The 12820-nt window shown below is 68.5% G+C and carries 13 protein-coding genes and 1 tRNA gene; 6 read left to right on the top strand and 8 right to left on the bottom strand.

The window, feature by feature from the left end; all coding sequences use genetic code 11:
• Positions 1-29: 29 nt before the first annotated feature.
• A tRNA-Tyr gene (locus tag C5B97_RS04370) sits at positions 30-111 on the bottom strand.
• Positions 112-234: 123 nt separating this feature from the next.
• Between C5B97_RS04370 and C5B97_RS04365 the strand changes: the two genes are divergently transcribed.
• Both C5B97_RS04365 and cls read left to right on the top strand, forming a co-directional pair.
• Positions 235-723: a YajQ family cyclic di-GMP-binding protein gene (locus C5B97_RS04365; RefSeq protein WP_104310980.1), complete on the top strand. Its 489-nt coding sequence runs from the start codon at positions 235-237 to the stop codon at positions 721-723.
• 17 nt (positions 724-740) lie between these two features.
• Positions 741-2294, top strand: coding sequence for a cardiolipin synthase (gene cls, locus C5B97_RS04360; RefSeq protein ID WP_258067942.1), 1554 nt, complete (start codon positions 741-743; stop codon positions 2292-2294).
• 272 nt (positions 2295-2566) lie between these two features.
• Here cls and C5B97_RS04355 read toward each other — a convergent pair whose 3' ends face one another.
• The 3 genes from C5B97_RS04355 to C5B97_RS04345 form a co-directional block, all read right to left on the bottom strand.
• Positions 2567-3931 (bottom strand): FAD-dependent oxidoreductase, encoded by a 1365-nt coding sequence (locus C5B97_RS04355; RefSeq protein WP_104310900.1) that lies wholly within the window; start codon positions 3929-3931, stop codon positions 2567-2569.
• Positions 3932-4018: 87 nt separating this feature from the next.
• Entirely contained in the window at positions 4019-5116 is a 1098-nt protein-coding gene (locus C5B97_RS04350) for a polyprenyl synthetase family protein (protein ID WP_104310899.1), read from the bottom strand.
• A gap of 101 nt (positions 5117-5217) precedes the next feature.
• On the bottom strand, positions 5218-5946 hold the full coding sequence (locus tag C5B97_RS04345; protein ID WP_104310978.1) for a class I SAM-dependent methyltransferase: 729 nt from the start codon (positions 5944-5946) through the stop codon (positions 5218-5220).
• Positions 5947-6040: 94 nt separating this feature from the next.
• On the opposite strand from C5B97_RS04345, the gene C5B97_RS04340 reads away from it, so the two are divergent.
• Both C5B97_RS04340 and C5B97_RS04335 read left to right on the top strand, forming a co-directional pair.
• Entirely contained in the window at positions 6041-7351 is a 1311-nt protein-coding gene (locus C5B97_RS04340; protein ID WP_258067941.1) for an isochorismate synthase MenF, read from the top strand.
• 86 nt (positions 7352-7437) lie between these two features.
• Complete coding sequence (locus C5B97_RS04335; protein WP_104310976.1) at positions 7438-7893, top strand: ASCH domain-containing protein; 456 nt, start codon at positions 7438-7440, stop codon at positions 7891-7893.
• 7 nt (positions 7894-7900) lie between these two features.
• Here C5B97_RS04335 and C5B97_RS04330 read toward each other — a convergent pair whose 3' ends face one another.
• A complete protein-coding gene (locus C5B97_RS04330; RefSeq protein WP_104310898.1) occupies positions 7901-8752 on the bottom strand; it encodes a PPK2 family polyphosphate kinase in 852 nt (283 codons plus the stop codon).
• A 95-nt stretch (positions 8753-8847) separates the two neighbouring features.
• On the opposite strand from C5B97_RS04330, the gene C5B97_RS04325 reads away from it, so the two are divergent.
• On the top strand, positions 8848-9057 hold the full coding sequence (locus C5B97_RS04325) for an Rv0909 family putative TA system antitoxin (protein WP_104310897.1): 210 nt from the start codon (positions 8848-8850) through the stop codon (positions 9055-9057).
• 60 nt (positions 9058-9117) lie between these two features.
• On the opposite strand, the gene C5B97_RS04320 is transcribed toward C5B97_RS04325, so the two are convergent.
• Entirely contained in the window at positions 9118-9561 is a 444-nt protein-coding gene (locus C5B97_RS04320; RefSeq protein WP_104310896.1) for an acyl-CoA thioesterase, read from the bottom strand.
• A 173-nt stretch (positions 9562-9734) separates the two neighbouring features.
• On the opposite strand from C5B97_RS04320, the gene C5B97_RS04315 reads away from it, so the two are divergent.
• Entirely contained in the window at positions 9735-10340 is a 606-nt protein-coding gene (locus tag C5B97_RS04315; protein WP_181026899.1) for an LppP/LprE family lipoprotein, read from the top strand.
• A 39-nt stretch (positions 10341-10379) separates the two neighbouring features.
• Here the strand turns inward: C5B97_RS04315 and menD are convergent, their stop codons facing one another.
• Together menD and C5B97_RS04305 are read right to left on the bottom strand one after the other, a co-directional pair.
• Entirely contained in the window at positions 10380-12254 is a 1875-nt protein-coding gene (menD, locus tag C5B97_RS04310) for a 2-succinyl-5-enolpyruvyl-6-hydroxy-3-cyclohexene-1-carboxylic-acid synthase (RefSeq protein ID WP_308471448.1), read from the bottom strand.
• The gene (locus C5B97_RS04305; RefSeq protein WP_104310893.1) at positions 12247-12816 is read right to left on the bottom strand and encodes a PLDc N-terminal domain-containing protein; all 570 of its coding nucleotides are present in this window, start codon (positions 12814-12816) and stop codon (positions 12247-12249) included. The genes menD and C5B97_RS04305 overlap by 8 nt, the downstream gene beginning before the upstream one ends.
• Positions 12817-12820: the final 4 nt, after the last annotated feature.

Below are 12820 nucleotides of genomic sequence, written 5' to 3'. Positions count from 1 at the left end.
CTGGTGGATGTCTCGCGTCATGGCGTTCGTGGCGAGTGAGGGATTCGAACCCCCGAATGCTGAGCAGTCTGATTTACAGTCAGATCCCTTTGGCCGCTTGGGTAACTCGCCAGTGCACAGCGCGAAGCGCAAACGTGCAGGCTAGAGACTACCGACTTCCACCCGGTTTGTCGAAACGACGCGGACGCACCCCCGCTCACGAGATTGTCGGCGGTCCTCGCTACCATGGTGGGCATGGCAGATTCCTCGTTTGATGTCGTTAACAAGGTCGACAAGATGGAGGCGGACAACGCCGTCAACCAAGCGCAGAAGGAGCTCGAGACGCGCTATGACTTCAAGGGCGTCGGCGCCTCGGTCGATTGGTCTGGCGAGAAGCTCCTCCTCAAGGCCTCCAGCGAAGAGCGCGTGAAGGCGGTGCTCGATGTCCTGCAGACCAAGTTCATCAAGCGCGGCTTCTCGTTGAAGACGCTCGACGTCGGTGAGCCGTACGCCTCCGGCAAGGAGTACCGCATCGAAGCCTCCCTGAAGGAGGGCATCGACCAGCCGAGCGCGAAGAAGCTCACGAAGCTCATCCGCGACGAAGGCCCCAAGAGCGTGAAGGCGCAGATCCAGGGCGACGAGCTCCGTGTCTCGTCGAAGAGCCGTGACGATCTGCAGGCGACGATGGCGCTGCTCAAGGGCGCCGACGTCGACGTCGACCTCCAGTTCGTCAACCGCCGCTAGTGCCCCCGGGGGCGCCGATGGCCGCGCTCGACCCGAGCACGGCCATCGGCGCGCTCATGCCCTGGTACCCGGAACTCGGCCTCACCGGATTCTGGCTCGGCGCGGTCGCCACGGTCTACGTGCTCATCATCGTCACGTCGGTCGTCGTGATTCCCCGAAACCGGCGACCCACGACGGCGCTCGCCTGGATCATCACGATCATCCTCATCCCCTACCTCGGCGTCGTCCTCTTCTTCCTGTTCGGCACGAACCAGCTGCCAACTCGCCGCCGACGCATGCAGGCTCAGGTCGACGGCATCATCCGCGACGCCACCGACCAGATCGCCCCGGCCGAGCAGGTCATCACGAGCCCCTCGTGGTTCGCCCAGGTCACCAAGCTCGGCGAGCACCTCACCGCGATCCCCCTCGCCGACGGCAACCGACTCGAGCTGCACGGCACCTACAACCGGGCCATCCGTCGAATGGCCGACGAGATCGACGAAGCCGAGAGCTACGTCAACGTGCTCTTCTACGCCATGAGCCACGACGACGCCACCGCCCCGTTCTTCGACGCGCTCGAACGCGCCGTGCAGCGCGGCGTGACCGTCCGCGTCCTCTTCGACCATGTCGGCTCGATGCGCTACCGCGGCTACAAGAAGATGAAGCACCGCCTCACCCAGATCGGCGCCGACTGGCACCGGATGCTCTCGCTCTACCCGTGGCAGGGCGGCATGCAGCGCGTCGACCTGCGCAACCATCGCAAGCTGCTCGTCGTGGACGGCCGCACGGCCTACCTCGGCTCACAGAACCTCATCTCCCGCGACTACCACCGCGGCCCCAAGCCGGGCGGCGACGACCTCAAGTGGAAAGACCTCATGCTCCGCATGGAGGGGCCCATGGTCACCGGCGTCAACGCCGTCTTCATCTCCGACTGGTACGCCGAGACAGAAGAGCTCCTCACCGACGTCTTCGAGAACGACCCGGTCACCCCGGAACCCGACGAGGCGGAAGCCGAGATCGAAGCCGGCGACCAGCACGACGTGTTCCCCTGCCAGCTCGTCCCAAGCGGCCCCGGCTACGAGAACGAGAACAACCTGCGCCTCTTCAACCAGCTGCTCTACGCAGCGCGGGAGCGCATCGTCATCGTCAGCCCCTACTTCGTGCCAGACGATTCACTCATGTACGCCATCACGACGGCCGTGCAGCGAGGCGTCAGCGTCGAACTCTTCGTGGGCGAGATCGCCGACCAGTTCTTCGTCTTCCACGCCCAGCGCTCCTACTACGAGGCGCTCCTCCGCGCCGGCGTCAGGATCATGCTGTACCGGCGCCCCTACATCCTGCACTCGAAGCACATCACCTTCGACGACTCCGTCACCCTCATCGGCTCCAGCAACATGGACATGCGCTCGTTCACCCTCAACGCAGAGCTCATGCTCATGGTGCACGGCGAAGAGTTCGTGAACCGGATGCGCGAAGTCGAGAACGGCTACAGGCAGCGCAGCTTCGAGCTGACCCTCGACGAGTGGCGGCAGCGGCCCATCCTGACCCGCGCGCTCGACAACGTCGCCCGCCTCACCAGCGTCATCCAGTAGCGGCGCCCCATTGCGCCAACTGCGCTGATCTTGCCGAACGGTTCCCGGAACCGCCCCGGCAAAGAATCTCCAGCCGACGGCGAGCTCCCCCAGTGTCGCGCCGCGGTCAGAACGACCATTGCGACGCGGCTCAGCCGCCGGCTGAAGTGTTGACTCGGACCGGTTCAGGCCCGAAATCTCTTCCGCTCTCTGTGCGTACTCCGAGCGTACGAGGTGAACGAGCGTTCCGCGATGGGCAGAACTCCCCACTTCTTGAACGGCGACCAAAACCCCTATTCGCCCCGGGAAATCCTCGTCATCTCGTCTCGATCCACAACCTTGATCCGCTCACGGCCATTCGCCTCGCCGAGGGCAAGCTCGTGCGCATCGAGACGACGCCACCCAGCGAGGTCGGTGAAGCGCACCCCACGCGATTCGAGCAGCTCGACGACGGAGGCCTCGCTCGCATCGGCGGGAGTCCACCAATTGCCCTGATCCGCGACGAGGTGCGTCACCGTCTCAAGTGCGTCCGACTTCGTGTGCCCGATCAGGCCGATGGGGCCGCGCTTGATCCACCCCGTCGCGTACATGCCGTTGACCTGCTGGTTGTCGTCGTCCCACACCTGCCCCTCATGGTTCGGGATGACGCCATGATGCTCGTCGAACGGCACGCCGGGGAGCGGCGAGCCGAAGTAGCCGATGGCCCGGTAGACGGCCTGCACCGGGTACTCGACGAACTCGCCGGTCCCGCGCACGCCGCCCTCGGCGTCCGGCTCCGTGCGCTCGATCCGCAGCGCCCGGACGCGCTCGCCGTCTGGCCCGTCCTCCGTGAGCACCGCATCCGGCTTCGAGTAGAAGTGCAGGTGCAGGCGGCGCGAGGCGGTGAGCTCCCGTTCTCCGCGCCACTTGCCCATGATGCGCCCGATGACCATGAGCTGCTTGTTCGTCTTCGCGAGCTCGGCGGCCGCCGGGTCGCGGTCGAAGTCGTCCTCGTACACGATGACGTCCACGTCGGGCACCTCGCCGAGCTCACGCAGCTCGAGGGGTGTGAACTTCACCTGCGCGGGCCCGCGTCGCCCGAAGACGTGCACGTCGGTGACGGGGCTCGCCTCGAGGCCCTCGACCACGTTCTGCGGCACCTCGGTGGACATGAGGTCCTTCGGGTGCTTCGCGAGCATGCGCGCGACATCGAGCGCCACGTTGCCGTTGCCGATGACGGCGACCTCGCGAGCGTCGAGCGGCCACGTCCGGGGCACGTCGGGGTGCCCGTCGTACCAGTTCACGAAGTCCGCGGCACCGTAGCTGCCCTGCGCCTCGATGCCTGGGATGTCGAGGGAGGCGTCGCGGATGGCTCCCGTCGAGAAGATCACCGCGTGGTAGTGCTGCTTGAGGTCCTCGAGCGTGATGTCCTTGCCGAACTCCACTCCGCCGAACACCCGCATGACACCGGATTCGAGCACCTCGCGCAGGGCGTTGATGATGCCCTTGATGCGCGGGTGGTCAGGGGCGACCCCGTACCGCACGAGCCCGTACGGCGCTGGCAGCTTGTCGAAGAGGTCGATGGACAGGTCGAACTGGCGCTCCATCTTCTGCAGGATGTCGGCCGCGTAGATGCCGGCTGGTCCTGCGCCGACGATGGCAAGGCGGAGCGTGGTCACATGTCCTCCAGGAAGGGTCGAGGTGGAGGCTCGCGAGGTGTCGTCCTCCGGAAGGGGTCAGGGGTGGGACGTCTCGGGACGTCTCGGTCAGCGATCGCGGCTGACGACCTCCGCGGCGAAGCGCTCGAGCGCGTTCTTCGCCGGGCCGGCTTTCAGCGGCCGCAGGGCTTCGACGGCGAGCGTCACCCAGTTCTGGGCTTCGTCGATCGTGAGCTGCGTCACGCGGTGCTCGCGGAGTTCGGTGATGATGCTCGAGATCTCCTCCTCGCTCGCGCGAGTCTCCTCCGGTTGCTCGTTGACGCCGGCGACGCGGGTGCGGATGCGCTCCAGCAGGTCGCGGCTCGCTTCGTCGGTGGCCGCCTGGCGTTCCAGCAGCAGCACAGGGAGGGTCTCGACACCCGCACGCAGGTCGGTGCCCGCGAGCTTGCCCGTCGTGTCCGGGTTCTGCTGCAGGTCGATGACATCATCGGCGAGCTGGAAGGCGACGCCGACTCGCTCGCCGTATTCGGCAAGCGCCGCGACGACCGGCTCTGGTGCGTTCGACACGATCGCGCCGAACTGAGCGGCGGCGGAGATGAGGGAGCCCGTCTTGTCGGCGAGGACACCCACGTAGTGGTCGATGCGGTCGGTGCCGGCCGACGGCCCGGTCGTCTCACGCATCTGCCCGAGCACGAGCCGCTCGAAGATCGAAGCCTGCAGCCGGACGGCGCGAAGGCCCAGCTCGGAGAAGAGCAGGCTCGAACGGGCGAAGAGCAGGTCGCCGGCGAGGATCGCGATGGAGTTGCCCCACTGGAGGTGCGCGGCGGCGACGCCTCGACGCAGCTCGGCCTCATCCATGACGTCGTCGTGGTAGAGCGATGCGAGGTGCGTGAGCTCGACCGCGGCAGCTGCCGTGATGACATCGTCGGAGCCCGGCGTCTCGCCGAACTGCGACGAGAGCACCGTGAGCATGGGGCGCAGGCGCTTCCCGCCGGCGTTGAGGAGGTAGCGGGCGGTGACGTCGGCGATCTCGTCGGCGTACTGCACCTCGGCGCGGAGGCGGGCCTCGACCGCGGCCAATCCAGCGTCGAGCCGCTCTCGCAGCACGTCGGACTTCGGACCGTCGAAGAGGTCGTCGGTTCCGCCCGGCACCACGGTGCTTCGCGCCTTGCGGCGCTGTTCGGTCTTGGGGAGCTCCACGCTCATGTCTCCTGGTGGTTCAGGTGTTCCGTCCGAAGGAGATCTCCGCACGAACTGGGTTGGGGTGCAGGTGGCGCTGGGCCGGTGCCTGCTGGCTTCCGTCTCCCCTAGCTGGGGGCGCTGCCGGTTTCGGCGAGCGGGACGAATGCCTTGTGCAGCGCGACGACACCGGCCGAGAGGTTGCGATACTTGACCCGTTCGAAGCCCGCCTCCCGCAGCCAGGATGCCAGCTCACGCTGCGCGGGCCACGCGATGATCGATTCGTTCAGGTACGTGTATGCCTCGGGGTCGCTGCTCACGAGCTTCACGATGCTCGGCATCGCGAGCTGCATGTAGGCGCGGTAGCCCGTGCGGATGATGGCCTGCGGCGGCGTCGAGAACTCGGCGATGACGAGGCGTCCGCCCGGCTTCGTGACACGCAGCATCTCCCGCAGTGCGACTTTCGGCTCCTGCACGTTGCGCAGGCCGAAGCTCACCGTCGACGCGTCGAACGTGTTGTCGTCGAAGGGGAGCTTGGTCGCGTCACCCTGCACGAACTCGATGCGTGGGTTGGCACCGTGGATGCGCTTGCCCTCCTCGATCATGCCGGCGGAGAAGTCGAGGGCGGTGACCTTGGCACCAGCGTCGGCGAGGACCTTGCTGACCGTGCCGGTGCCTGCGGCGACATCGAGGATCTTCTCACCCGGCTGCGGGGCGATCGCGTGGCGGGTCTGCACACGCCAGCGCGGCGCGTTGCCCATGCTCAGGATGTCGTTCGTCTCGTCGTATTTCTTGGAAACACGGTCGAACATCGACGACACTTGCTCGGGTCGCTTGTTCAGGTCGGCTTTGGTCACCGGATCATCCTACGTTGCGGCGCAGGCTTCGCCCTGGCCGCGTTCAGGCGGACTCCCGGGGCCGCCCTTCCGCGCCGGGTCTAGGCTTGCGGTCGTGCCAGCTGTCAACGCTCCCCGCTTGCGCGCCCGGACCATCGAGGTGCCGCATTTCGGCGATCTCCTCCGCTTCGCCTCCCCGACCTCCCCCCTCGTGTGGCTTCGGCAGGGCGACGGCATCGTCGCTTCGGGACGTGCCTGGCGGGGCGAGTTCACCGGCGAGGCGCGCATCCCAGACTCCGCCGAGGCCTGGCGGCAGGTTGTCGAGTCGGCCGACATCGACGACACCGTCAACACCACCGGCTCCGGCCTCGTCGCCTTCGGGGCGTTCGCGTTCGCGGCCGAGTCCGGGGCGCGCAGCGTGCTCGAGGTGCCAGAGCTCATCGTCGGTCGCCGCGGCGCGGTCTCCTTCGTGACCGCCATCACCGCGGACGGATCAGAGCCGAAGCCACGCCTGCCCGAGGCTCAGCCGTTCGGCGAGACGGACGCAACGGCGATCCTCGAGGACGGCCTCATGTCGTCCGACGAGCACCGCCGCGCGATCGACCGGGCACTCGACCTCATCCACACGGGCCACCTCTCGAAGGTCGTCCTGGCACGCGAACAGCACGGCAGGCTCCCAGCTGGCGCCGACCGCCGCCGCCTGCTCGCGCGCCTCGCGTCCGCGTATCCCGAGTGCTGGACCTACGCCGTCGACGGCCTCACCGGCACCAGCCCCGAGACGCTCGTCCGGGTCCTCGAGCGTCAGGTCTCGGCTCGTGTGCTCGCCGGCACTGCACCGCGCGGTGCCGACGAGGAAGCGGATGCACGCGCAGAGGCGCGGCTCCGCCACAGCGAGAAGAACCTCGCCGAGCACCGCTACGCCGTCGAGAGCGCGCTCGCGTCCCTCGAGACGCTCGACACGCACGACGACCCCGGCACAGGTCTCACGAGCAGCCGCGTCCCCTTCACGCTCAAGCTGCCGAACCTCTGGCACCTGGCGAGCGACATCCGCGGCACCCTCCCGACCGGTGTGACGGTGCTGGATCTTGTGGACGCCCTCCACCCGACGGCGGCGGTCGGCGGCACCCCCACCCCGGCTGCCCTCGACGCGATCCTGGCTCTCGAGCCGTTCGACCGGCAGCGCTACGCCGGCCCCGTCGGCTGGGTCGGCGCCGGCGGCGACGGCGAGTGGGCAGTCGCACTCCGCGGTGCGGAGATCGACGCGAGCGGATCGATCACGGCATACGCGGGCGGCGGCATCGTGGCCTCCTCGGACGCATCGGACGAGTACCGCGAGACGCAGCTGAAGTTCCGCCCCATCGTGGAGGCGCTGCGCGGCGAGGCGGAGGACGAGCCGCGGCCTCGCGGCGCGGAGGTGATGCGGTGACGGACGCGACCAGCAGCGGCAGCAACAGCAACCAGGCGCTCGGACGCACCGAGCTCCCGAGCGTCGACCGTGCGGCCGCCGCCGTGATGTGGGACGAGTACCGCGCCGCCAACCAGAGCGCCGCCGCGTCGGCGTCCGACTACACGGTCGAGTACTTCGGGGACAGCGTCGAGCTCGCCGACGAACTGCTCGCGCTCGTGACCCACGGCCCGAAGCGCGCGACCGCAGGACTCGTCGAGGAGTTCGCCGAGGAGAGCGAGCCGCTCCCCCGCATCGGTTCGCACTGGATCGCCTGCGATGGCCGCGGCGCGCCAGTCGTCGTGATCCGCAGCACAGAGCTGCGCATCGGCACGTTCGACAGCGTCGACGCTGCCTTCGCCTACGACGAGGGTGAAGACGACCGCAGCCTCGACAGCTGGCGCCGCGAGCACCTCCGCTACTGGGAGCGCACGCGCGCCGCCGCCGGCCGGGAGTTCACTCTGGAGCACGAGATCGTCCTCGAACGATTCAGCGTCGTCTGGCCGCCCGAGCTCGCCGGCTGAGCGGGTGTCAGGCGCTCTCCGCCAGGCGCCGCTTCTCGGTCTGGACGTCGAAGTCCGCGGCAGGCCACTGCAGCTCGAAGCCGCGCAGCGCATCCAGCAGCAGCCCCTTCACGACAAGCCGCGAGAACCACTTCCTGTTCGCCGGAACGCAGTACCACGGGGACGTCTCCGTCGACGTGCGTCGCAGCGCGATCTCGTAGGCATCCTGGTACTGGTCCCAGAGGAGGCGCTCATCGACGTCACCGGGGTTGTACTTCCAGTGCTTGTCCGGACGCTCGAGCCGTTCCGCGAGCCGAGCGCCCTGCTCGTCCTTCGAGATGTGCAGCATCACCTTGATGAGCTTCGTCCCGGATGCGGCGAGCTCGTCCTCGAAGTCGACGATCGCCCCGTAGCGCCGCTCGATCTCCTCCGGCGGTGCGAATGAGCGCACGCGCTGGATGAGGACGTCCTCGTAGTGCGATCGGTCGAACACGCCGATCTTGCCTGCCGCGGGCAGCTGCTTGCGGATGCGGACGAGAAAGTCCTGCTCACGCTCTTCAGGCGTCGGCGCCTTGAACGACGCGATCTGAACGCCCTGCGGATCGACCCCGCCGATGACGTGACGCACGATTCCACCTTTGCCGGACGTGTCCATCCCCTGCAGGAGGAGGAGCACGGAAGGTGCCGCCCGGCCGGCCCGCGCGTTCGCGAACATGCGCTCCTGCAGCTCGGCGATCTCCTCGTCGTGCTCGGTGAAGAGGGCGGCCGCGTCTGCCTTCTTGCCAGTGAAACCAGGTGTCGAGTCGGGGTCGACCGAGCCCAGATCGAAGTCGGGGGCAACGCGCAGCACTGCGGCGTCTTCGGTGGTGAAGTGAGGCATGAGACCAGGCTAACGCCACCGCCTGGCACTAGGCTTTGGCACCGCGACGGCTTCCACGACGGAGCGGGAGCGGCGCTCGAGCGAGGGAGAACCACATGGGCATCGAAGACATCACCGGCAAGGCACAGGAGTTCCTGAAGGACCCGCGCGTCACCGAAGCGCTGAAGAGCGAGCAGGCGGAGGACATGAGCGACAAGATCCTCGACGGCGTCGCGGATGCGGCCCAGAAGGCCACCGGTGACAAGTTCACCGATCAGATCAAGGGCGCCCGAGACGCGGCCGACAAGCAGGTCGGCAACCAGTAGCGCCGCAGCTCAGCTGCACGAGGAGGGCGCTCGGGAGACCGGGTGCCCTCCTGCGCGTGATCAGCGTCGCTCCTCGCCCGCCGTCGGGACCGCGATGGTGCCGGTCTTCGGGTGCGTCGTCGGCATCCGGTCGCGGGCGTAGGTGATGGTCGAGTAGCCGTGCGGCTCGGGGGTGCCCTCGTCGCCGAGGCTCACGAAGACGATCTTCTCGATGGAGAGGATGGTGCGGCGCGTGATCATGTTGCGCACGACGGCTCGCATCGTCATGGAGGTACGCCCGAAGTGGGTCGCGACGAGGCCCATCTCGATGAGGTCACCCTGCTCGGCCGACGCCTCGAAGTTGATCTCCGAGATGTACTTCGTCACGCACCGGTAGTTGCCGAGCTGGATGATCGCGTAGATCGCGGCCTCTTCATCGATCCAGCGCAGCAGGCTGCCGCCGAAGAGCGTGCCGTTGGCGTTGAGGTCTTCGGGGCGCACCCACTTCCTCGTGTGGAAGTTCATGGCACCGTCCGCAGCCGCTGGTGCCTCTGGGGTCGTAGATGAGGGGGCCATCGTTCCTCCGGGAATCGTCGCTGGACATGCCAGATCAGCATATGTCCTGACATACGTACTCCCTGGATCCGTCAAGCCTCGCTCATTAGCCTTCGGGAATGTCGACTGAGGAGGGCTCCACCATGCGAATCCCACGATCAGCACGAATCCCCGCCGCCATCGCGTTCCTCGCCGCCGCATCCCTCGGCATCAGCGGGTGCGCGGCGACCACCACGCCACAGACCGCTGAGACGACACCAGCCGCCACGGTCACCGTGACCGCGACGACGACACCCGCCCCCGAGAGCGAGCCGAGCGAAGCACCCGCGCCGGAGACCGCCTGCACGGACTCGACACAGGCCGCGGCCCTCGAAACCGCACTGCCTCAGGTGGAGGCATACCCGGACTTCCCCGACCTGCCGTGGGTCGCGGCCGAACCCGACCGCGAGACCTGGGATGCGTGCGCGCCCCTCTCGTACGTGGTCGTCACGCTCGAGGGCGGCACCGCGTCCACCCCGCACCACATCCTGCTCTTCCACAGCGGTGCGTACGTCGGCACGGCGACGGCCGATGCCTACGGCTTCTTGCCCGAGATCGGGCAGCTCTCCGACACCCTCATCACCGTCACCTACCGCTACCCGCTGCCCGGCGAGCCGAACGCTGCCCCGACGGGCGAGGCGGTCGCCACCTTCGCGTGGGATGCGGCGACGCAATCCGTCGTGATGGACGGCGATCTTCCGCCCGCCTGAACCGCGGTGGCGCGGCCTGCTGCGCGCCTGCCTCGGGCCTCAGCCTCGAGACAGGGGAACCTCGATCAGGATGCGCTCGTGCTCGCGCGAGACAAGCGCGCCCTGGAGGTCCGCGCGCGTCTCCGCTCGGCAGTAGCTCCAGCCGTACGCGGTCGCCAGCGCCTCGAGGTCGACCCTGGTGGGCGTGTAGAGCACCCGCGTGTGCGCCTCCGCGGCTGCGGTCCGAGCCACCTCGAGGTCGTCGAAGATGGTGCCCCCGCCGTCGTTGCCGACGATGAGCTGCACGCGTGGGGCCCACTCGCCCCCCTGCCCGATCAGCAAGGAGGACGCATCGTGCAGCAGCGTGAGGTCGCCGATCAGCGCCCGCGTCACGCCGCCCTGAGCTGACACCGGACCGCCGAGCTGGCTGCCGACGGCGACTCCGAGCGTCGTCGCGATCGTGCCGTCGATGCCCGCGAGACCGCGGTTGGCGTGGACCCGGATGGGCTTGCCCGCCACCTGGGCGTCGAGCGAGCGGATGAGCGTCGACGCTCCGAGCACCAGGCGGTCGTGCGGCCACGTCGCGCTCCACACCGCCTCCGCGAGCATCCGCCGGTCGACCTTGGTGCGAGCGACCGCCAGTTCCTGCTTCGCGAAGCGGCCCCGCACCGCGGTGTCGCTGGAACGAGACGCCTCGATGTCGGGTGCGGGAGTCTGCTCGGCATCCGCCTCCATCAGCTCTCGACTCGCGAGCACCCACTCGCGGAGCCACGCGCGAGATTCGGTTCTGGCATGCGCGTCGGCGGTCGGCACCGGATGCACCCGCACGGCGTCGACGTGCGCCGCGACCGCGTGCCCCGGGTTGTACGGCTCGCCGCCGGTCGGCCCGACGACCACCGCGTGGACGTCATCGCGTGCGATGAGCTGGGGAATCTCGCGACTGAGCGTCGGATGGCCGAAGACCAGGACCCGCTCGATGGCGTCGCGGAGGTCTGGGCGCGGGGAGGTCGCGCCGAGGAGCTGACGGTAGGCGAGTACGAGGTTGCGGCCGTAGCGAGAACCGCTCGTGGCCTCGGCGATGAGGGGCCAGCCACCGTCGTGCGCCACCTTCTCCGCTTCAGGGCCGGCAGCGGCGCCTGCGATGACGAGCGTGCGGGGCCATTCCGCCGCCTCGATGTCGAGCGTCTCGGCTCCGGAGGCGGGTGGCTCGTCCTGCCCTGGTGCAGCCCGACCCTGGTCCGCCGCGACTCGGTCGGCGGGGGCGAGGGTTGCCACCCCTGCGGCCCACGCGTCCAGTTCAGGAACGGCGACGCTCAGCGGGTCGCGGAAGGCGAGGTTCAGGTGCAGCGGCCCACGCGTCGCGGCCGCCCGCATCGCGAGGCGCTCGGCGAGCGATGCCTCATCGGCGGCCCCGACCGGCGCTTGCACGGCATCGTGCGGGACGTTGGGGCCGAAGATGCCCGGCTGCGTCGTGGCCTGGTTCGCGCCGATTCCGAGGAGCTCCTCCGGGCGGTCCGCAGTGACGGCGACCAGCGGCACGGTGGCATGGAACGCCTCGAGCATGGCCGGGAGGAGGTTGGCGACCGCTGTCCCGGACGTCGTGATGACGGGGACCGCTCGCCCGGTCTCGGCGGCGAGGCCAAGCGCGAAGAAGCCGGCGGAGCGCTCATCGATGCGGACGTGCAGCCGAACCGCGCCGACGCGCTCCAGCTCGGCCGCGACCAGCGACAGCGCCTGCGAGCGAGACCCAGGGCAGACGACGAGATCAGTGATCCCGCGCTGGACGAGCTGGGCCAGGAAGTCGAGACTGAAGTCCGTCGCCGGGTTTGCGGTGCGCGGCAGCGAAGCGGGCACCGGCGTCGAGGCAGCCGACGCATCGCCCCCTGCGGGGTGCTGCGAGTGGGGAGGTTCGGATTCGGCGTGCCGATCAGGCACGGGACGACCCGTCACCCTGAGTCCAGTCGTCCTTGTGCTCGATGGGTTCTCCATCATGGCCGGCGTCGCCGGCGTCGCCCTTGCGCGGCTTCTTGCCGCCGAGCTCCGGCTTGGCGGGCTTCTCGGTCTTATCAGCCTTCGAGGCCCGCTCACCCTTCACGGGCTCGTCTGCCGCATCCTCCAGCGCCGTCGCAGCGCCGCCTTCGGTCACGGGGCCCTTCGGCGCGGCGGCCGGGAACTCCACGTCATCGAGGGCCTTGAGCTCTTCCTCCAGCTTCCGGATGCGTTCCTCGCTGTCGGACTCGATGCCGATGGACTTCAGGAACGTCTCGTCGTCGTCCGGCGTCGTCTGCACGGGCTTGACGGCGGTCGCGTTGCCGCGGACCTTGCCGAAGAACAGCCACAGGAGCGGGCCGACCACGGGGACCAGCAAGACGACGACGACCCAGACGGGTTTCGGCAGCGCACGAGTGCGCTTTGCGTCCGTCATCGCGCAATCGACCACGGCGAAGATGGTCACCGCGACGACGATGACTGCGGCAGTAATGAGGAGGCGAGACATGGTC

The organism is Pseudoclavibacter sp. RFBB5 (genome assembly GCF_002931555.1).
In the GTDB taxonomy this organism is placed as follows: Bacteria; Actinomycetota; Actinomycetes; order Actinomycetales; family Microbacteriaceae; genus Pseudoclavibacter.
Note: the sequence above shows the minus strand (reverse complement) of the source record. Positions and strands in the feature narration are given on the sequence as shown.